Origin of the sequence: Microbulbifer flavimaris (genome assembly GCF_001641755.2) — a bacterium.
Lineage (GTDB): Bacteria > Pseudomonadota > Gammaproteobacteria > Pseudomonadales > Cellvibrionaceae > Microbulbifer > Microbulbifer flavimaris.
The window spans coordinates 594,368-614,881 of sequence record NZ_LRFG02000001.1 but is presented as its reverse complement, the minus strand read 5'-3'; the positions used below and the strand labels follow the sequence as shown (position 1 = coordinate 614,881).

The 20,514-nt window shown below is 58.4% G+C and carries 15 protein-coding genes; 10 read left to right on the top strand and 5 right to left on the bottom strand.

All coding sequences use genetic code 11. The features are described 5' to 3' along the window. Window positions 1–115: 115 nt before the first annotated feature. Window positions 116–970 carry a BKACE family enzyme gene (locus AWR36_RS02795; protein ID WP_067081846.1) on the bottom strand — a complete coding sequence of 285 codons (855 nt, stop codon included), beginning with the start codon at window positions 968–970 and terminating at the stop codon, window positions 116–118. A 241-nt stretch (window positions 971–1,211) separates the two neighbouring features. Between AWR36_RS02795 and AWR36_RS02790 the strand changes: the two genes are divergently transcribed. The 7 genes from AWR36_RS02790 (at window position 1,212) to AWR36_RS02760 (ending at window position 10,599) form a co-directional block, all read left to right on the top strand. Continuing rightward, entirely contained in the window at window positions 1,212–3,161 is a 1,950-nt protein-coding gene (locus AWR36_RS02790) for a S9 family peptidase (RefSeq protein ID WP_082679347.1), read from the top strand. A 15-nt stretch (window positions 3,162–3,176) separates the two neighbouring features. Beyond that, entirely contained in the window at window positions 3,177–3,677 is a 501-nt protein-coding gene (gene greB, locus AWR36_RS02785; RefSeq protein ID WP_067080570.1) for a transcription elongation factor GreB, read from the top strand. A gap of 108 nt (window positions 3,678–3,785) precedes the next feature. Continuing rightward, a complete protein-coding gene (locus AWR36_RS02780) occupies window positions 3,786–5,090 on the top strand; it encodes an MgtC/SapB family protein (RefSeq protein ID WP_082679346.1) in 1,305 nt (434 codons plus the stop codon). 75 nt (window positions 5,091–5,165) lie between these two features. Further along, window positions 5,166–5,882: an ABC transporter ATP-binding protein gene (locus tag AWR36_RS02775; protein ID WP_067080561.1), complete on the top strand. Its 717-nt coding sequence runs from the start codon at window positions 5,166–5,168 to the stop codon at window positions 5,880–5,882. Between the two features lie 100 nt (window positions 5,883–5,982). Further along, window positions 5,983–8,361, top strand: a complete 2,379-nt coding sequence (locus tag AWR36_RS02770; RefSeq protein WP_067104445.1) for an ABC transporter permease — start codon at window positions 5,983–5,985, stop codon at window positions 8,359–8,361. A 1-nt stretch (window position 8,362) separates the two neighbouring features. Continuing rightward, the gene (locus AWR36_RS02765; RefSeq protein ID WP_067080557.1) at window positions 8,363–9,571 is read left to right on the top strand and encodes an efflux RND transporter periplasmic adaptor subunit; all 1,209 of its coding nucleotides are present in this window, start codon (window positions 8,363–8,365) and stop codon (window positions 9,569–9,571) included. Between the two features lie 167 nt (window positions 9,572–9,738). Further along, complete coding sequence (locus AWR36_RS02760) at window positions 9,739–10,599, top strand: SDR family NAD(P)-dependent oxidoreductase (RefSeq protein ID WP_067080546.1); 861 nt, start codon at window positions 9,739–9,741, stop codon at window positions 10,597–10,599. A gap of 207 nt (window positions 10,600–10,806) precedes the next feature. On the opposite strand, the gene AWR36_RS02755 is transcribed toward AWR36_RS02760, so the two are convergent. Beyond that, window positions 10,807–12,486, bottom strand: coding sequence for an NAD-dependent malic enzyme (locus tag AWR36_RS02755; RefSeq protein ID WP_067081838.1), 1,680 nt, complete (start codon window positions 12,484–12,486; stop codon window positions 10,807–10,809). A gap of 192 nt (window positions 12,487–12,678) precedes the next feature. Next, a complete protein-coding gene (locus tag AWR36_RS02750; protein ID WP_067080542.1) occupies window positions 12,679–13,791 on the bottom strand; it encodes a cation diffusion facilitator family transporter in 1,113 nt (370 codons plus the stop codon). Window positions 13,792–14,004: 213 nt separating this feature from the next. Here AWR36_RS02750 and AWR36_RS02745 point away from each other — a divergent pair, with 213 nt between their 5' ends. From AWR36_RS02745 to AWR36_RS02735, 3 genes are all read left to right on the top strand, one after another. After that, complete coding sequence (locus AWR36_RS02745) at window positions 14,005–15,738, top strand: arylsulfatase (protein ID WP_231745220.1); 1,734 nt, start codon at window positions 14,005–14,007, stop codon at window positions 15,736–15,738. A 93-nt stretch (window positions 15,739–15,831) separates the two neighbouring features. After that, window positions 15,832–16,902, top strand: coding sequence for a zinc-binding dehydrogenase (locus AWR36_RS02740; RefSeq protein ID WP_067080539.1), 1,071 nt, complete (start codon window positions 15,832–15,834; stop codon window positions 16,900–16,902). A 69-nt stretch (window positions 16,903–16,971) separates the two neighbouring features. Further along, on the top strand, window positions 16,972–17,478 hold the full coding sequence (locus tag AWR36_RS02735; RefSeq protein ID WP_067080537.1) for a 2,4'-dihydroxyacetophenone dioxygenase family protein: 507 nt from the start codon (window positions 16,972–16,974) through the stop codon (window positions 17,476–17,478). A 238-nt stretch (window positions 17,479–17,716) separates the two neighbouring features. Here the strand turns inward: AWR36_RS02735 and AWR36_RS02730 are convergent, their stop codons facing one another. Together AWR36_RS02730 and AWR36_RS02725 are read right to left on the bottom strand one after the other, a co-directional pair. Beyond that, complete coding sequence (locus AWR36_RS02730) at window positions 17,717–19,273, bottom strand: arylsulfatase (RefSeq protein ID WP_231745248.1); 1,557 nt, start codon at window positions 19,271–19,273, stop codon at window positions 17,717–17,719. Window positions 19,274–19,373: 100 nt separating this feature from the next. After that, a complete protein-coding gene (locus AWR36_RS02725; RefSeq protein WP_231745219.1) occupies window positions 19,374–20,249 on the bottom strand; it encodes an HAD family hydrolase in 876 nt (291 codons plus the stop codon). Window positions 20,250–20,514 lie beyond the last annotated feature (265 nt).

The window sequence follows — 20,514 nt, the reverse complement described above, 5'->3', positions numbered from 1 at the left end:
GCTCTCCAGACGCTCTTCTGCGGGTTATACCCGCGCTATAGCGCAGGCCTCTGGCGGACAGATCCACCAGTCTAACTAGCGTAGACCAGTTGAAGAGAGGCTGAGCACTGCCACATCAGAGGAAGATCTCCCGCGCCCGCTCCGGCGACACAACCCTGCGTCCCGCCTGTTCGGCCACCTCCACCAGGGCCTCGATCAACTGGCCGTTGCCGGAAGTCCGCTCACCACCGGGAAGGTAGAAGGTGTCCTCGACCCCGGTGCGCAGATGCCCGCCCAGTTCCGCCGTGCGACGATGCACTGGCCAGATCTCCTCCCTGCCAATCAGGGTCGCCTGCCACAGGGCGCCCGGCTTCATGTAGCGTGGCAGCAGTGCCAGCAGGTCGGCATCTGCCGGCATGCCCGAGGCGACGCCCATCACCAAGTTGTAATTGGGTTTGTCCACCATGCCGACATCGGCAAACATGCCGACTGAGCGCACGATACCCACGTCAAAGCACTCAAACTCCGGGCGGGTACCGGTCTCCCCGCAGACCGCAAGTAACTCCTCGACCTTGTCCACCGGGTTCTCGAACAACATCGGTGGCCAGGCCCAGGTGCCGTTTGAACGCGCCTTCAGGTAATTGAGACTGCCGGCGTTGCAAGCGGCGATCTCCGGGCGGCCGGCACGAATGCATTCCAGGGCTCCCGACTGATCGCGACCGATGGTGCCGGTGGTGAAATTGAGAATGACACCGGGGCAGGCCGCACGAATCGCCTCGGCAATAGCGGTCGCCACTTGCGGATCCCAGCTCGGCAGGTGGCCCAACCCCGGTTCCTGCGCCCGGAAGTGTACATGCATGACCGACGCCCCCGCGTCGTAGGCCTCCCGCGCGGAAAGCGCCATCTGTTCCGGGGTTACGGGTACCGGGTGCTGGCTCGGATTGGTGAGTACCCCGGTCAGGGCACAGGTAATCACTACCTCGTCCGACATCGCGATCTCCTCTAACGTCACGGCGGCCACCGCCGCCATTGTTAAGCCTTCAACCGAGACAGCATCGAAAGCGACCCCCACAACCAAGCAGATGCTTGGTTGTGCTCCCGAAAAGCTACCATACTGGGCCCGGGTACAGAAGCCTCCGCCATGTGGTGCCGCAGCACATTCTGAGGCGGCTTGTATCGGCCTGTTGGCCTCGGCAAAATGCCCCGCACATTCACGGAGGGAGAGTTCCCAGATGCAGGATTCCATGGTCAACGAGGTGCCATTCGGCAGCTGGAAATCGCCAATCAGCGCCGACCTGCTCGTAGCAGGCAGTGTGCGACTGGGCGAAGCGACCATCGCCGATGGCAATCTCTATTGGCTGGAGTCACGCCCGGCTGAGAAAGGCCGTTCCGTTCTGGTGGAATGTACCTCCAGGGGAGATCGCCGGGATGTCACACCATCGCCGCTCAGCGTGCGTTCCAAAGCCCACGAGTACGGCGGCGCCAGTTACCTGGTGACTGACGGTGTCGTCTACTTCGTACTGGCGGATGACCAGCGTATCTACCGTATGGGTCTGCATGAAAATACCCCGCAACCTCTGACACCGGAAGGCCCCTTCCGCCATGCAGACCTGCACCTCGACCGACGCCGCAACCGCCTGCTCTGTGTTCAGGAGGATTATTCGCCCTGTGCCGGTGATGGTGAGGCGCAGGCACGTATCGTTGCGATCGACCTGACCAGTGAAACACCACAACCGCCACAGGTATTGGCCGAAGGAGCGGACTTCTACTCCAATCCGGCCCTGAGCCCCGATGGTAACCGGCTGAGTTTCCTGCGCTGGTTCCACCCGGACATGCCGTGGGACTCGACCCAGCTTTGCCTGGCGGATCTGGACGCAGCGGGAAAACCAACAGCTGTGGAGATGGTCGCCGGTGGCAACAACGAGTCGATATTTCAGCCGCAGTGGTCGCCGTCAGGTGAGCTGTTTTATGTCTCCGACCGCAGTAACTGGTGGAACCTCTACCGGCTCGGTGAGGAAAAGCCACTCTGGCAGCGGGAAGCGGAATTCGCCACGCCTCAGTGGGTGTTTGGCATGTCCACTTACGGCTTTCTGACCTCGGACGAAATCCTGTGCACCTTTACTGAAAATGGCCGCTGGCGGCTAGGCATCATTGATCTCGCAGACGGCAGCCACAGGGTTATCGAACAGCCTTTTTGCGATATCGAGAGCGTGCACTGCGAAAGCCACAAGGGGGTGATGATCGCAGCCGCGGGCGACCGCTTCCCTGCGGTGATGCGCTTTGACGATCACACGGGAAAATTTGGACTGGTTGCCAGCAGTAACAGCAGCCAGTTACCGGAAGACGCTTTTTCACTCGCGCAGGCGATCGAGTTCCCTGCCGGGGAGCGCACCGTGCACGGCTTCTACTACCCCCCACAGAATCCCAACTTCAGGGCGCCCGACGGCGACCGCCCACCGCTGATCGTACTCAGCCACGGCGGCCCAACCGGCGCGACATCTGCCGGCCTCAATCTCAAAGTCCAGTACTGGACCAGCCGCGGTTTCGCCGTTCTCGACGTGAATTATTCCGGCAGCACCGGCTACGGCCGCGCCTACCGGGACCGGCTGCGCGACAACTGGGGCATCATGGATGTGGAGGATGTCTGTGCCGGGGCGGAATACCTGGTGGCAAAGGGTCTTGCCGACCCCGAGCGCCTGCTGATCAAGGGCGGCAGCGCAGGCGGTTATACAGTGCTCGCCGCCCTGACTTTCCACGGCACCTTCAAGGCTGGCGCCAGCCATTACGGTATCGGCGACCTGACCACACTGGCGCGCGATACACACAAATTTGAATCCCGCTACCTGGACAAGCTGGTGGGCCCCTGGCCTGAGGCGGAGGACACATACCGGGCCCGCTCGCCGATCAACCATGTGGAGCAGCTGAACTGCCCGGTAATCTTCTTCCAGGGCATGGAGGACAAGGTGGTGCCTCCCAACCAGGCCGAAGCCATGGTGGAAGCACTTCGCCGCCAGGGTATTCCCGTTGCCTACATCACTTTCCCCGATGAGGGGCATGGCTTCCGCGGTGCCGACAGCATCAAGATGGCGCTGGAAGGCGAGCTGGAATTTTACAGCCGTATATTTGATTTCCCCCTGGCGGAACCAGGCCCCGGCATCACCATCGACAACCTGGACGAGTAAACAATGGGCAGAGGCATGGGAAGATGGAGACCGCCCCGCCCGCGCGGCTCCCGCTATATCACCCCCGAGGGTGCCCGGCGGATGCGCGCCGAGGTCAAACAGCTGTGGGAAGAGGAGCGCCCGCGCGTCACCAATGCTGTCAGTGAGGCGGCAAAGCTGGGGGATCGCTCTGAAAACGCGGACTATATCTACGGCAAGAAACGCTTGCGTGAGATCGACAGCCGCGTGCGCTTTCTCACCAAGCGACTCGAGGAAGTGACGGTGGTCGACCGCATCCCGGAAGACCGCGAGAAAGTCTTCTTCGGCGCCTGGGTCGACCTGGAGGATGAGAAAGGAAACACCCTCACCTATCGTATCGTCGGCCCGGACGAGTTCGATGTAAAGCGGGGCCTGATCTCCATGGACTCACCGGTGGCCCGCCGCCTTCTCGGCCGGCGACTTGACGACGAGGTGGACCTGAAAACCGGCGAGGAGTGGATCACCTACTACGTAGTGGAAATCCGTTACGAGGGTTGATGTCGCTCAGCCCTTCTCCCCTCCCCCGGTTGCCCGGGCGTTTTTTTGACTACTTTGTTAAGAGGAATTCATAACAGTAACAAAGCCGCCCAGCCCAGTTAGCTCTACATGCGAGATGAAAGCGCTGCCAAGGAGTACCCTGCAACGCCCCTTCAGGACTTTGCTGATCCCGAAACCCTGATCGCTTTCGGAATCGCCCTGGGGTTGGGCCTCTTAATTGGCCTGCAGCGTGAACGCAGCACCGACAGGCTCGGGGGTATACGTACCTTTCCGCTGATTGCCCTCTTTGGCGCCCTGACAGGACGCCTCACCCAGATTTACCAGTGGCCATGGCTGCTTGCTATCGGCATCGTCTGTATCACAGTCTTGATCCTGCTTGGAAACCTGGAACGTCTGCGCGGCGAAAAGGAAAGTAGTGGCGTTACGACGGAAATTTCCGTCCTCATGATGTACCTGATCGGTGTTTTTCTTGTCATCGGAGACAAGGCCGTCGCCGTGGCACTCGGCGGGACAATCGCCATCCTGCTCCACCTCAAACCGAGCATGCACAAGTTTGCCAAAAAGCTTCCCGAGAAGGATCTTCGGGCAATCATGCAGTTCGCACTGATATCCCTGATTATTCTCCCGGTACTGCCCAACCAGACCTTCGGGCCTTACAGTGTGCTGAACCCTTTCAAGATCTGGCTGCTTGTGGTGCTGATCGTTGGCATTGGCCTCGGCGGCTACGCGGCCTACAAGCTGGTGGGCGCCCGTGCGGGCACAATGCTCAGCGGCATCATCGGCGGGCTGATTTCTTCGACCGCCACCACGGTCAGCTATGCCCGGCGCGCGCGGGAAACGCCCGGCATCTCCGACCTTGCGGCACTGGTCATTCTGATTGCTTCCACCACCATCTTCGTACGCATGTTCGTGGAGATAGCGGTGGTCGCACCCAAAATCGTGGTGGAGTTTATACCACCCCTCGCTGCGCTTCTGATTGTCAGCCTGGTGATCTGCGCTCTCGGATATCACTTTATCGGTGAGCAGGAATACCAGATGCCCGAACACGGCAACCCCGCGGAATTGACGCCAGCGCTGATTTTCGGTGGCCTGTATGCACTGGTTCTGCTGGCGATTGCCGCCGCCAAGGACTACTTCGGCAACCAGGGCATCTACGTGGTTGCGCTGATCTCGGGTTTTACAGACGTGGATGCCATTACGCTGTCCACCGCCAATCTCGCCAACCAGGGCAAACTGTCAGTGGATACGGCGTGGCGGGCGATGATCATCGCAACGCTGGCCAACATGGTCTTCAAGGCGGGAGCCGCCGGCATGCTGGGTGGAGCACGCCTGTTCTCCCGTGTCTTGCTGTTCTTCACGGTACCTTTTTTTGCTGGGCTCGCAGTCATATTTTTCTGGCCGGCCACCCCTTGACACCGCACAGCTGGCGGCGGCTTTGAAAGGCGGCAGTGCCAGGTACACGGCGGCAGCAGCTATATTGATCACACCATGAAAAACAAGGATTACCCCGCTTTCCGCGCCGAGGGACTGACCAAGGTCTACGGCAGCGGCGATACCCGGGTCTTCGCCCTGCGCGGTGTTGATCTGGAGGTACCGCGCGGGGAGATGGTGGTTCTGCTGGGCCCTTCCGGCAGCGGAAAATCCACGTTGCTGAATATTCTTGGGGGACTGGACTCACCCACCGAGGGACACGTTTATTTCGACCATGAGGAACTGACCGCATTCGACGACCGCCACCTGACGCAATTCCGCCGCGAACATGTCGGATTCGTATTCCAGTTCTACAACCTGATCCCGAGCCTGACGGCGCGGGAGAACGTGGCCCTGGTGACCGAGATCGCCAGCAACCCGATGGAACCGGAACAGGCCCTGAAACTGGTGGGGCTCGAGCAGCGCATCCACCACTTTCCGGCCCAGCTGTCCGGTGGCGAACAGCAGCGGGTCGCCATCGCCCGCGCCATCGCCAAACAACCCAATGTGCTTTTCTGTGATGAGCCCACCGGTGCGCTCGACAGCAAGACCGGTATCGTGGTGCTGGAGGCGATCGCACGGGTCAACAGGGAGCTGAACACCACCACCATGGTAATTACGCACAATGCAGGAATCGCGGACATGGCCAATCGGGTTCTACATATGGCGGACGGCCAGATACAGGAAAGCCGCATCAACGAGGCGCCCTGCGAACCCTCGGCATTGAGCTGGTAAGGAAGACCGATGATGCCATCCCGGGCACCCCAGGCTCCCCTGGTCAGCTCCAGTTGCCCAGCAGCAGGCCACAAGCCACCACATCGGGAAATACCGGCATATGTGGATTAACTGGTTGCTCCCATTAGACCGCAAGCTGGTGCGGGACCTCTGGGCCATCAAGGGCCAGGCACTGGCGATCGCCGTTGTGATCGGCTGCGGTATCGGCATGTATGTGATGTCCAAAGGCATGCTGATCTCCCTGGCGGAAACCCGAAGTGCTTATTATGAGCGCTACCGTTTTGCGGACGTGGTCGCGCCGGTAAAGCGCGCTCCCAATGCGCTGCTGGACGAGATCACGGCACTGCCGGGTGTGCGGCGTGCAGAGACCCGTATCCGCGCCGGGGTGATTCTCGATGTCGCCGGCGCCGCTGCGCCCATCACAGGAGAAATCCAGTCCCTGCCACCGTTTCCGCTGCCGCATATCAACGATATCGTGCTGCATGAGGGCCGCTATTTCGATCCTCAGCATGAGGAAGAGGTGCTGGTCCTGGATGCCTTCGCCGAGGCCCACAAACTGGAACCCGGTGATCACCTCCACGCCATCCTGAACGGCACCAAGAAGCGCCTGACGGTAACGGGCATCGTGCTCTCGCCTGAATACGTCTATGCAATTTCACCGGGGGAGATCGTCCCGGACAAAAAACGGTTTGGTGTCCTGTGGATGAACCGGGACGCCGTGGCAAACGCGTTCGACCTGGACGGCGCTTTCAACGAGGCGGTCATTTTAACCTCCGCGGGGACCGACGAGGATGCACTGATCCAGCGGCTGGACAGCCTACTGAAACGCTACGGTGCCACCGGTGCCTATGGGCGTGACCAGCAGATTTCGGACCAGTTCCTGACCAACGAGATCAATCAGCTCGAGACCATTGGCCGCATCCTGCCCCCCATATTTCTGCTGGTTGCGGCATTCCTGCTCAACGTGGTCGTGGGCCGCCTGATCGACACGGAGCGGGAACAGATCGGCCTTCTGAAGGCATTCGGTTACAGCAATGGAGACGTCGCCAGGCACTACCTGAAGATGATTGGTTTGATCACCCTGCTCGGTGTGGTGATCGGTATCCTGCTCGGGCTCTGGCTGGGCCGTGGGCTGGCCAATATGTACCAGGACTTCTTCAAGTTCCCATTTCTGCTGTTTCGCCCCCCACCGGACATTTACCTGGTGTCGATCGGCTTCAGCCTGCTGGTGGCCGGGGTCGGTACCGCCTCTTCAGTGCGACGGGTGATGCAACTGGAACCGGCCATCGCCATGGTACCGCCCCCACCCCCCGATTACAGTCGTGCGGCGCGGTGGCTGGAGCGACTGGCACCCTGGGTGGACCAGCCCAGCAGGATGATCCTCCGGCACATCTACCGCTGGCCCAAGCGCGCCGCCATGACCGTACTGGGCATCGCCATGTCCATGGGACTGCTGATCGGCGCCAGTTTTTCCATGGACGCCATGATGTACATGGTGGATGTCAGCTTTAACGTCATCGACCGCCAGGATGTCACCGTCAATTTTGTCGAACCCCGCAACAAACGCGCCATTCAGGATGTCTTGCACGCACCCGGCGTAATGACGGCAGAACCCTTTCGCGCCATTCCGGTGGTGTTGCGCAACGGGCCCTATGTGCGCCGCGAGGCAATTCTCGGAATGGAGGCTCGGCCAGAGCTCAGCAGGATCGTCGATACAGAGCTCAGGCCGGTCCCGCTACCGAAACACGGGCTGATATTGTCGGACAAGCTGGCGGAGCTTCTCGATATCGGTACCGGGGACCTGCTGCGGGTGGAGGTGCGAACCGGACGACGGCCGGAGCTGGATATGGTGGTCAGCGGCATCGTCAAAACCTACATGGGCACCACTGCCTACATGCACCTGGACGCGCTGAACCGTATGCTCAAGGAGGACAGCGCCGTCTCTGGTGCCTACCTGCTGGTGGACCCCGACCAAACCGACGCGCTTTACGAGTCCCTGAAAAATACCCCGGTTGTTTCCGGCGTCAGCCTGCAGGAGCAGGCACAGAATGCCTTCTACGACACCCTGCAGGACAGCCTTGGCACCTTTGTCTTTTTCAACACGCTGTTCGCGGGCCTGATTGCGGTGGGCGTTGTCTATAACAACGCGCGTATTTCCCTTTCAGAGCGGGGCCGCGAACTGGCCAGCCTACGGGTGCTGGGACTTACCCGCGGCGAGGTTTCCTATATTCTGCTGGGAGAACTGGCGTTACTCACGGTATTGGCCCTGCCGCTGGGTGCCCTGCTGGGCTTTCTGCTGGCGGCTTTACTGGTGCAGTCATTTGATACCGAGTTGTTTCGTATTCCGCTGGTGATCAGTGATTCTACCTACGGCTACGCGGCTCTGGTCGTCGTTCTGGCTGCGATCGGCTCGGGCTTGCTGGTCCGCCGGCGAATCGATCACCTCGATCTGATCGCAGTACTGAAAACCCGGGAGTGATATGCGCAAAAAGCTGCTTCGAAGAATCATTACCGGTGCCCTGCTCGGCGCACTGGTGATGTTCTTCGTGTACGCCTATCTTCCCGACCCGGTTCCAGTCGACCTGGCACAGGTAACCCGCGGGCCCCTGGAGGTCCGCGTGCGCGACGAGGGCTATACCCGGGTGCACGACGTCTACGTGGTCTCGGCGCCGGTGACCGGATACCTGCTGCGTATCAACCGGGAAGTGGGTGATCAGGTCTCCGCTGACGAAACGCTGCTGGCGGAGCTGCTCCCCACCAGCCCCGGCTTTCTGGACAAGCGCGGCCGCACCCAGGCCCTGGCGGCAATTCAAAGTGCCGAGGCCGCGCTGAACCTCGCACGCGCCGAGCGACGGGACGCCGAGGCTCGCCTCGCCTTTGCCCGCGCCGATGTCAAACGCATTCGGGCACTGGCAAAAAAAGATTATGTCTCCCGCTCTGAACTGGAGCGGGCTGAGCTGGCACTGGACAGTGCCGAAGCGGCAGTCGATACCGCCAAGGCGGCAGAGCGGGCCCGGGCCGGCGATGTCGACAACGCGCGGGCCCAGTTGATTGCTCCGGAACCGGGCAGTGCCAGTGATCCTGAGGACATCGTCCAGGTTAAAGCGCCGGTCAGCGGTCGGGTGCTGCGGTTACAGCAGGAAAGTGAACGCGTCGTGGTCGCCGGTACCCGCCTGGTTGAGATCGGCAACGCGGCCGAGCTGGAAGTCGTGGTCGATTTACTCTCCCGCGATGCGGTGCAGGTAGAGCCGGGTGCGCCAGTAGAGTTCACCAGCTGGGGGGGAGAGAAGCCGCTGATTGGCCGTGTGCGCCTGGTTGAACCGTTCGGCTTTACCAAAATTTCCGCCCTCGGTATCGAGGAGCAACGAGTCAACGTCATCATCGACTTCACCGACCCGCGAGAGCGCTGGTCACGACTGGGCCACGGTTACCGGGTCGACGCCGCAATCCGGGTATGGCGTGGGGAAGACGTCTTGCAGGTGCCTACCGGGGCACTGTTCCGCCACCAGGGCGAGTGGGCCATCTTTCGCGTAACCGGTGGCCAGGCCGAAAGGGTAACCGTTAAGATTGGAAAAAATAACGGCTTGCAGGCAGAGGTGTTAGAGGGGGTCAGAGAGGGCGAGACGCTGGTTCTTCACCCGAGTGAACGAATTTCAGATGGCGTGAAGATCGAGGAACGCCAACAGTAGCTCCCTCAGTCCCCAAAGCAGGGCCCTGCCCCGGAATCGGCCCCGCTTTTGGAAGTCCCGATAACGTCCAGACAATTGGGTGTTTTGAAGCTGCAGCTAATTCTCATCGAAGACATGCACCGGACACCATCAGCATTTGCCGGAGAGCAGAACTGCACGGAGGCAAAATGAAAAACTGGAAACACGCGCTAATTAGCGGTGCCGGCAGCGGTCTCGGATTTGGCATCGCACTGCGGTTGCTGCGCCGGGGCAGCCGGGTTTCAATTCTGGATCTGGAGCTCGACCCGGATCGTCTCGAACAGCTCGATAATGCGGTAAGAGGCGGCTCGGGAAAGTGGGAGTTTTTCCCGGTAGATATCACCAGACTGGAGCGGGTACAGCAAGCCATCTCGGCCGCCGTCGACACGTTCGGCGCGCCAGATCTCGCAATCAACTGCGCCGGCATCCTGGTCAACCGGGCCTTTACCGACCTGGAGCCAGAAGATTTCCATCGGGTAGTCGAGGTAAACCTCAATGGCAGCTTTCATTTTGCCCACGCCGTGGTGCCCTTCCTGCAGCCCGGCACGCGGCTCGCACTGATCGCTTCACTGGCCGGGCTCACCAGTAACTATGGTTACGCGGCCTATGGAGCATCGAAGTTTGGCGTCGTGGGACTGGCAACCACCCTGCGCTTTGAACTGCTGCCTCTGGGTATTCACGTCAGCTGCATCTGCCCCGCGGAAGTGCGCACGCCGATGGTGGCACGGGAGAGGCAGGATGCCCATCCCCTGTCTCTGGAGTTGCGCAAGGTGGCCGGTTCGCTGGACGTGGATACGGCCTGTGATCAGATACTGGCGGGCCTGGATGCGGGCAAGTGGATGATCATCCCGGGAAAGAGAGCCAAGCTCGTTGCCTACTTCAGTCGCGCCCTGCCCGGTACCTTCTTCTGCACATGCTCGATTTTGCTAAGACGGGCACTTACAAGGGCCGGCCATATTCAGTCCACAGAAACAAAAACGCCCGCTGGAAGCGGGCGAGAGTATTCATAAACCCACCAACTATTTTATTCTGGTGCGGTGGCGACAGAGCACCAGGACCCGCATTTCGCAAACGCATAAAAACGTCCCTGTAGCTCCGTCGGGTACGTCCTGTACCCGACGGTTTCGAAATGCGAGTCCTGGCACTCTGTCTTAATCACTGGCAGCTGAGCTTTGTCAGCAGCCTCGCCCCTTGAGAGCAGGCGTTCTTGGAACCGATCAGTAAGAGCGGCGGCGATACTTGCGGTAACCCGGATACCAGAAGTTGCGCTCGATGGATGCACTGAGCTTCTCCTCGGTCACGCCGGGTGCGACACCGTCTTCCTGGGCCTGCAGCCCCACCTTGAGTGCAATGTACTTGGTGATCTCGCGGATATTGCCGAGGTCCGGCAGCATCGCGCCCTCCCCCTTTTTCACGACCGGCGCGTGCTCGGCCAGCGCATTGGAGGCGGCCATCAGCATATTGTCGGTCACCCGGTTGGCACCGGCAGCGATTACCCCCAGCCCTACGCCCGGGAAGATGTACACATTATTGCACTGGGCAATGGGATAAACCTTGCCGTCCAGCTCCACCGGCGCGAACGGGCTGCCGGTAGCCACCAACGCCTCGCCACGGGTCCAGGTCAGGATCTCCTGCGGCGTGGCCTCGGCACGGGAAGTGGGGTTGGAAAGCGGCAGTACCAGCGGGCGCGGGCAACCGGCGTGCAGGGCCTCAATCACTTCCTGGGTAAACAGACCGCCCTGGCCGGACACGCCAATCATGATGGTGGGTTTGGTGTTTTTGACCAGCTGCAACAGGTCCCACTCGCTCACACCCGGGTACTTTTCCGGGTCCTGTGCCCAGCGCGCCTGGAAGTTGTGCAGACCTTTCATGTCCTGTGTTACCAGGCCATAGCGGTCAAACATCAGCAGGTGCTCCCGAGCTTCCGCCTCAGTGATACCCTCCTCCACCATGGCCATCACGATCTGCTCGGCGATACCGCAGCCGGCAGAACCGGCACCGACCACCATCACACGCTGCTGGCTCAGCTTCTCGCCCTTGGCTTTACAGGCGGCCAGCACCGTGCCCAGACAGACCGCGGCAGTGCCCTGGATATCGTCATTGAAACAACACAGTTCGTCCCGATATTTTTCCAACAACGGCATGGCATTGGTCTGGGCGAAGTCCTCGAACTGCACCAGCACCTTGGGCCAGCGACGTTTACAGGCCGCAATAAACTCGGCCACGAACTCATCGTACTCTTCCTGGGACACACGTTCGTGGCGCCAGCCCATATACATGGGATCATTCAGCAGTGTGCGGTTGTTGGTGCCCACATCCAGTGTTACCGGCAGGGTGTAGGCCGGGCTGATGCCGCCGCAGGCGGTGTAGAGCGACAGCTTGCCGATAGGAATGCCCATGCCGCCGATACCCTGGTCGCCGAGGCCAAGGATGCGTTCGCCGTCAGTGACCACGATCACCTTTACATTGTCCTTGGTGGCACTGCGCAGGATATCGTCCATATGCTCGCGGTCGGGGTAAGACACGAACAGACCGCGGTGGTTGCGGTAGATATTCGAGAACTCTTCACAGGCCTTGCCCACAGTGGGCGTATAAATGATCGGCAACATCTCCTCGATGTGTTCCTCGATCAGGCGAAAGAACAGTGTCTCGTTGTCATCCTGGATACCGCGCAGGTAGATGTGCCTGTCCAGGTCCGTCTTGCACTGCTGGTACTGGTGGTAGGCGCGCCGGGCCTGCTCCTCAATGGATTCGACATTGTTGGGCAGCAACCCCACCAGGTTGAATTCAAGGCGCTCTTTGCGGGTGAAGGCACTGCCTTTGTTCAGCAGTGGCATTTCCAGCAGCGAGGGGCCGGCATGGGGGATGTAGAGGGGACGTTTATCTTCGTTGGTCATCGCTTCACATGTACGAAAAATTCGCCGGAAATCACCATCCAGCGACATAAAATTCTTTTTAATGGAGTCTGTGCAGGGGTTCTTGCGGCCCGAGGAACAACGAGCCCAAAGCAGTCACGAAATGTTGTTATCTCTCGCAAATTTGCGCGAAATCCCTTCGTGTGCGCACGCGCGCAGCCTACACGGGGGCGGTCAGGATAACAACTCTTCCGGGGTGTCCAGCTCGGGTGATGGCGCTATGCCCTCCACCTCCACTGTCAGGTGAAAGACCTGGCGGCAGCGCTCCTTGAGCTCTTTTTCCAGTTCATCGATGACCCGTTCCGTCCGCTCCAGTGTCGCCTGGATCACCGCCCGGGTCTCCACGTATTCACGCACTGCGTGGTTCAGCCGCTCTTCCGGCACCCGCGCCAACAGCGCCTCCTCGTGAGCATCGATGCGCTTGCGGAGGTCACCGATGAGGCGCTCCTCGCGCAGCTCAACCTCGGCGACCACTACCGTGTGCGTCTCGTCGACGATGATCGAGCGCACATCGTGGAAGCGCTCGATCTCCGGGTGCCCCTTACAGATCTCCTGGAAAGCCTGCTCGGCACTTACATCGCGGATACTGGTCAGGAAACGCATATTGATCATGCCGAGGAAAATGGCGGTGACGCCAAGCATCAGGGCAATAATCACCGAGAAGCCGATATCCCAGCTCTTGTCACCGGTGAGCTGGGTCATGGTGATGCCCGTGGCTGCCAGCAGTACACCTGTGACCGCGATACTGTCTTCCAGCAGCACCGCAATCAACGTGGGATCATCTGCCTGACGCAAGTAGCGAAATGGATTGCGCATGCCCTCTGCACGCATGCGGCTGAGGAATTCCTTCGCCGCCACGTACAACACATAGGCCTCGAGAATCAGTGCGATGAACAGGACCACGGCGGAGATCCAGATCGGGGCAATTTCCAGGCCCAGCACCGACACTTGAGTCGGCCGCTCCACCACACCCACCTGGTGCCATGCGTGCCAGGCGTGGGCAAGGCCGAGCCCGCAACCGATGGAAAAGAGCCCGATCGCACTCCACAGGTTCCACAGGTACTTCTTCTGGCCATGACCGAAGGCATAGGTCTGATCCGCCGGGCGCCCGCCGCGAATCAACCCCACCAGAAGGAACACCTGATTGAGGGTGTCCATCAGGCTGTGCACCGCCTCGTTCATCATTGATGCCGAATGGGTGGCAAGTGCCGCCATGCCTTTCAGGACAGTAACGATGCCATTCACGCAGATGGCGGAGAGAACCGCTTTTTTTGAACCCTGGGCCATGATTCCAACTATTCAATAAGTCTCTGTTGCGACTAGGAGCATAGGCAATCCCGGGACCATGGGGAGCAAGGGACGACTACTGCTCGAGAATATTGATCCTCGCGATGATTACACTGCCGTGTGACACGCCATTCTTCCTTGCCTGTCTCTCCAGCTCCTATGATTTCATAAGGAAAAGTTCGTTAAAGATTTCCATTCACCGGGAGAAGCACCGTGAAAGCGTTACGTTTCACATTGATTTTTTGTCTGCTGATGATCGGCTGCGCGGAGGAAGGCGACGCCGAGCAAAAAGCTGAGAGCAACAGCTCCCCTGCACCGAGCGCCCAGGAAAATGCAAACGCAAGCGGCAGTGAGGCGCGACAGGCCAGTACAAGCCGGGAGAGCAATGCTCAGGCCAGGCGCGATGAGCCCGTCAGCCCCGCCAAACCGGTAAAGGGTGGCAAACCCAATATTCTGGTGATCTGGGGCGACGATATCGGCTGGACGAACCTGTCGGCCTACGAGCAGGGCGTGATGGGTTACCGGACTCCAAATATTGACCGGATTGCCAATGAGGGCGCGATATTCACCGACCACTATGCCCAACCCTCCTGTACCGCCGGACGGGCAGCATTCATTACGGGTCAGTACCCGATTCGCTCGGGAATGACTACCGTGGGGCAGCCCGGCGACTCCCTGGGGCTGCAGCAAGAGTCACCGAGCCTGGCAAGAGTGCTGAAAAAGGTTGGCTATCGGACTGGTCACTTTGGCAAGAATCATTTAGGTGATCGTAATGAGCACCTGCCGACTGTTCACGGTTTTGATGAGTTCTTTGGCAATCTGTATCACCTCAATACCCAGGAAGAGGCCGAGCAGAGAGACTACCAGAACTTTGGCGAGGCTTTCTCCGGCGACCTGGAGACCTACGAGAGTAAGTTTGGTACCCGTGGCGTTATTCACTCCGTTGCCACCGACAAGATGGACTCCACTGAAGATCCCCGCTTCGGTGTGGTTGGCAAACAGAAGATCGAGGACACCGGTCCCCTCACACGGGAACGGATGAAAAACTTCGATAGCGAGGAAGTCATCCCCCGCGCCCTGGAATTTATGGAAGAGGCCAACAATGATGGCGAACCCTTCTTTGTGTGGCTCAATACCAGCCGCATGCACCTCTATACCCGTATCGATGACAAGTGGCTGCGCGAGGTAGAGAAGTACACCAGCGAGGCCGACTACCACGGTGCCGGGATGCTACAGCACGATCATGACATCGGCATGGTGTTGGACTGGCTTGACAAGAAGGGGCTGGCCGACAGCACCATCGTGGTGTATTCAACAGACAATGGCCCCGAGCATTCTAGCTGGCCCCACGGCGCCACCACTCCCTTCCGTGGCGAGAAAATGAGCACCTATGAGGGCGGAGTGCGGGTACCGATGATGGCCCGCTGGCCCGGCAAGATCCCGGCCGGAAGGGAGCTCAATGGCATTCAGGGGCACCAGGACCTGTTTACGACCCTCGCCACGGCGGCAGGTGTCGACGATGTCGTAGAGCAGATGCGGGAGGAGAAAAAACAGTACATCGACGGGGTCAACAACCTGCCCTACTGGACAGCAGAAGTTGAGAAGTCCGCCCGTAACCATATCTTTTACTACTACGAGAGCAAGCTGACCGCCATCCGCATGGGCCCGTGGAAGTTTCATTTCTCCACCAAGGAGGACTATTACGCAAACCTGGTACCACGCACAGTGCCACTGGTATTCAACCTGCGCATGGACCCCTATGAGAGCTACGATTCGACGGACGCCTACGGCCACCTGCTGCAGAAAGTCTCCTGGCTGATCCAGCCCATGGGCATACTGATGCAGCAGCATCTGCAGTCGCTGAAGGAGTACCCGCCCGTACAGGGTGGCAAGAGTTTCGATATGTCCAATGTGGTTGAGGAGTTTATCAACAAGTCCAAGCAGTGAAGCGAGGACTACACCAGCACTGACCAGCACCGCAAGTTGACCTGACAGATTACTGTCAGGTCAACGTAACTCCGTCAAGAGCGATTAACCCCAATGAGCACCATGCAGTCCGTCATTTTGCGTAATGGCAAGATTCAGCTGGAAAAAACCGATCGGCCAATTCCCGGTCCGGGACAGGTGCTAGTCAAATCCCTCGCCTGCGGCATCTGTGGTTCTGACCTTCACCTGACTCGCCACACCGAAGATGTCCTGAGCCTATACAAAAGCCTCGGTGTCATGGATCCCGACCAAAGCAACGATGTAGACATCATGCTCGGGCATGAATTCAGCGGGGAGGTCGTAGAGTACGGTCCGGAAACAAGTGGCAAACTACCAATCGGTACACGTATTACCAGTGTGCCATTTCTGATGACAAACAATGGAGTGGGTATCGGCGTGACCCCAGGCGTCAGTGGTGCCTACTCTGAGTATTTCCTTGTCGATGAAGACCTGATGCTGGAACTTCCGGAGGGTGTTTCAGCCGAGGCCGCAGCTACGACTGAGCCTCTGGCAGTTGGTCTGCACTCGGTCAACCGCTCCGCAATTACGCCGAGCGACGTCGCCCTGGTGGCCGGATGCGGTCCTATTGGCCTTGCGACCATCGCTGCGCTGCAGATGCGCGGTATCGAGCATATCATCGCTTCAGACCCCCAGGACGCGTCCCGCCAACTGGCGCTTGAATTCGGGGCAACACAGACCGTCAACCCAAAGGAAGATGATGAAATTAAACTCGCCTCATCACTCCTTGAAGGCGGGCGTCTGGTAATTTTCGAGTGTGTTGGCATTCACCAGCTGCTCAGAAACTTCATTGAGCGGGCGCCACAGAAAGCGTGTCTGGTAATCACTGGGGTCCACACGTCGGAAACGCAGGTCAATTTCGCCTTTGCAACGGTAAAGGAGCTGGACATTATTTTCTCCTACTACTACTCGCCCGAAGAGTTCGCCGAGTGCCTCAAAGCCATCGCCGACGGCAAGTTTAACTGGCGCGCAATGTTAACTGGCAAGGTTGGTATCGACGGTGTCGGGCAGGCCTTCGAAACCCTCATGCAGCCGAATTCCCATGTCAAGGTGATCATAGAGCCCTGGCGTACGGGAGGCCTGGAGGCAACACCCAAGCGCGAGTAAGCCCTGAACTATAAAGTTTGAAGTGCCCATACGAAGTAAGCGGGACAGGCGTGCGTTGGAGGTATCAAAATGACGCTACCATCACCGATAAACCATCAGGACTTCCTGCTCACTATCGATACGGACAAACTGCCCGTAATCGAGAATGTATTGCCGGGAGTAAACATCCATCCATTGTTCCTTGATCCTGAAAATGGTGTCTGGGTATTACGCGTTCTCTTTGCTCCGGGAGTCACGCTCCCCAGACACTTTCATACCGGGGTTGTACACCTCTATACCATTTCTGGCTGCTGGTACTACCTGGAATACCCGGACCAGAAGCAGACCGCGGGTTGCTACCTGTTTGAGCCGGGTGGATCCGTTCATCAACTACATACACCGGAAACCAATGTTGAGCCAACGGATATGATAATGGTGGTCCATGGGGTCAACATCAACTTCGATGAGAACGATGAGTTTATGAACGTGATGGATGCAGGCTGGATAGAAATGATGATCCTGGAAGCAGCCAAGATCCAGGGCATCGTGCCCCGCTACATCAAGCCAAAATCCGGAGCCGGGTATTCCGACGAATAACTGATTGTTCATTCATTATTTAGCTTTGCAGTCCGCAGCTACAGCATACCCAGGAAGCAAACAAAGAGTGCCTGTATCACCAGCACCCAAAGTGACTTCACTGTACCAACTCGGAGCGATCCAGTAACCGAAGACACCACACCATCGAGGGCCGTATCGATGCCTGAGATTCAAGACGGGACATCCGCAACAAAAAAGCCCTGCTAAGCAGGGCTTTTCAGCAAATCCGATATGTCAATCAATTACTACCAGAAGCGCCAGCCTCCAGCTGCTTCTGAATCTTCTCCAGGTTAAAGGACCCCGGCGTCTGGCTGGGAGGATACTCCTGCATGGTCTTAAAGAACTTGCCGACAAACTGCTGCATTGGCACCAGAACATATGCGCGATCCAGGAACCAGTCATCATAGGTGTTGGAGTTATTCTGTGCTCTTTCTAAAGGATCTCGACGGAGGTGGAAAAGCAAGGGTACACGCAGCTCGGTAAAGGGCTCGCGCCAGACACCAAAGGCTTTGCCACGATTTTCCAGGAACACGGCTTTCCAGGGATTGTATCTCAGCGCCACAATCTGACCATCGTCATTGACGTAGACAAATTCTTTGCGAGGAGACTCGTCCACTTTGCCAGTGAAATAGTCCAGCATATTGTAGCCGTCAATGTAATTGCGATACTTACGCCCATTCAGTCTTACGCCATCTAGCAGCTGCTGCTTGATATCGGTATTGCCCGCCGCAGCGGCTAGTGTTGGCAGCCAGTCCTCATGAGAGACAATGCCATTGAGTGTCTTTCCGGCGGGGAACTTTCCCGGCCATCGGACGAATGCGGGGACTCGGTAGGCACCCTCCCAGTTCGAGTTTTTCTCACTACGGAAAATAGTAGTACCCGCGTCCGGCCAGGTATTGAAGTGGGGTCCATTGTCGGTGGAGTAGAAAACGATGGTATTGTCGGCGATACCCAGCTTGTCGAGAGTCTCCAGGAGCTTTCCGACATGCTGGTCGTGCTCAACCATACCATCCTGGTACTCGTTGCTTTTCGGTCCCGCCAGGTTCTTGTGCTCCTCCTTCACATGGGTACGGAAGTGCATCCGGGTGGCATTCCACCAGACAAAGAATGGTTTTTTGGCCCTGTGCGCCCTTTGGATGAAATCGATGGCAGCTGCTACCGTCTCGTCATCGATAGTTTCCATGCGCTTTTTGGTGAGCGGACCGGTATCCTCGATTTTTCCGCCAGCGGTGGCTTTGATCACACCACGCGGTCCGAACCTTTTTCTGAATTCAGGGTCCTTCGGATAGTCCCGGTTTTCCGGCTCTTCCTCGGCGTTGAGGTGGTACAGGTTGCCGAAGAACTCATCGAAACCGTGATTGGTCGGCAGATGCTCGTCCCGATCCCCCTGATGATTCTTGCCGAACTGGCCCGTGACATAACCCTGACTTTTCATGACAGTAGCAATCGTCACATCGGTTTCCTGCCAGCCCTCCTTTGCGCCGGGCAGACCCACTTTGGTCATACCGGTGCGGACCGGAACATTACCGCCCAGAAAGGCAGCGCGCCCCGCCGTACAGGACTGCTGGCCATAGTAATCGGTGAAAGCCAGCCCTTCCTGCGCAATGCGGTCAATATTGGGTGTCATGTAGCCCATCATGCCGCGACTGTTGTGGCTGATGTTCCAGACCCCGATATCATCCCCCCAAATAACGAGGATATTCGGTTTCGACTGCGCTTGAGCAGCGCCGTGATAAAAAAGTGTCAATATGATGGGCAGCAACAAGAGCCCACGCAACGGAGATCGGTACATCATTTCCTCCACAATGCCTGCCTTTCCTAAGACATATCCGGGGGGGGGCAGACAGCCTAACCGGAAATTTCCTCGGGATTTGATTGAGGATAGACCAGCACTCTCAACGATCGCCCCAGGGAAAAATCACCTTCCAGTCATCGTGCATGTCGACCACCGTCCAGCCCTCCTTCGACGCCGCCTTCAGGGCCTTATCGAGTCGACCGACATGGGATTCTCGATCGTAGGCCCACTCTCGCTGGTCATCAGTATGGTGTAAAAGAAGGCCGAAACGTGGGCCACTGCCGGCTGTAGTCCACTGCAACATTTCGAAATCCCCATCGGAATTACCCGACGCGAATACAGGTCGACGCCCGATATGCTGGTAGATACCCACCGGTTTGCCGGCCTTGTCGTCGATCAGGTTCACCTCGGGAAGTTTGACAATCACTGGCTTGCCATCACGGACTTCATACCAGGCTTTGAGGCTGCTACCCACCACCTGCTCCGGTGGGATGCCGTAGGTGCTCTCGGCAAAAGCACGTAGAAAGTCGATGCCGCCGCCGGAAACGATAAATGTCTTGTACCCATTAGCCCGCAGGTAATTCAGCAGCTCCAGCATTGGCTGGTAAATCATCTCGGTATAGGGTTTATTGGTCTCTGGGTGCCGGGCGGTGGACAGCCATTGCCTGACGCTGTCGTGAAACTCCTCGCCGGAGATGCCCGTATGGGTCGCAGCAATCAGTTGCATCAAGGCCGGCTTGCCACCCTCCAGTGCCTTTTTGGTGTCACCCTCGATGATCGAAGTGAAGGGCTCCTTCTGTTTCCATTCAGGGTGGCGCGGCGCCATTTCCTTTACTTTGTCGATGGCATAGAGCAACTGGGTATAGATCGGTTTCTCTGCCCAGAGCGTGCCGTCATTGTCGAAGGTGGCGATGCGCTGTTCAGGGGGCACAAAGTCAGGACTGCCCTCCCCGGTAGTCCTTGTGACAAAGGACACTATGGCCTGCTTGGCTTTACCATCATTCCAGGACGGCAACGGATCTGCAGCCCACGCCGGGCCCATGCTACCGATGCAGGTCAACAAAAGGAGGAGGAGAGACCAATAAGTGAAGCGGTTCACCATCATGAGGTATCCCTGCTGGCTGGTACAACTCGAACACAGGGTGCAAGTTCACAGGCGCCTGCTTTCACTGTAGCAGCAGTTCTCCACCAGCTTTACCGGGCAGGTCGATAACTGCTACAACCAGTCCTGCACTCCTTTT

Coding starts and splice junctions, on each gene's coding strand:
- AWR36_RS02750 (WP_067080542.1), bottom strand. CDS start 13,791: ATGGCCCAGGGTTCAAAAAAAGCGGTTCTCTCCGCCATCTGCGTGAAT.
- AWR36_RS02735 (WP_067080537.1), top strand. CDS start 16,972: ATGACGCTACCATCACCGATAAACCATCAGGACTTCCTGCTCACTATC.
- greB (WP_067080570.1), top strand. CDS start 3,177: ATGGGAAGATGGAGACCGCCCCGCCCGCGCGGCTCCCGCTATATCACC.
- AWR36_RS02730 (WP_231745248.1), bottom strand. CDS start 19,273: ATGATGTACCGATCTCCGTTGCGTGGGCTCTTGTTGCTGCCCATCATA.
- AWR36_RS02765 (WP_067080557.1), top strand. CDS start 8,363: ATGCGCAAAAAGCTGCTTCGAAGAATCATTACCGGTGCCCTGCTCGGC.
- AWR36_RS02780 (WP_082679346.1), top strand. CDS start 3,786: ATGCGAGATGAAAGCGCTGCCAAGGAGTACCCTGCAACGCCCCTTCAG.
- AWR36_RS02760 (WP_067080546.1), top strand. CDS start 9,739: ATGAAAAACTGGAAACACGCGCTAATTAGCGGTGCCGGCAGCGGTCTC.
- AWR36_RS02790 (WP_082679347.1), top strand. CDS start 1,212: ATGCAGGATTCCATGGTCAACGAGGTGCCATTCGGCAGCTGGAAATCG.
- AWR36_RS02740 (WP_067080539.1), top strand. CDS start 15,832: ATGAGCACCATGCAGTCCGTCATTTTGCGTAATGGCAAGATTCAGCTG.
- AWR36_RS02770 (WP_067104445.1), top strand. CDS start 5,983: ATGTGGATTAACTGGTTGCTCCCATTAGACCGCAAGCTGGTGCGGGAC.
- AWR36_RS02755 (WP_067081838.1), bottom strand. CDS start 12,486: ATGACCAACGAAGATAAACGTCCCCTCTACATCCCCCATGCCGGCCCC.
- AWR36_RS02795 (WP_067081846.1), bottom strand. CDS start 970: ATGTCGGACGAGGTAGTGATTACCTGTGCCCTGACCGGGGTACTCACC.
- AWR36_RS02775 (WP_067080561.1), top strand. CDS start 5,166: ATGAAAAACAAGGATTACCCCGCTTTCCGCGCCGAGGGACTGACCAAG.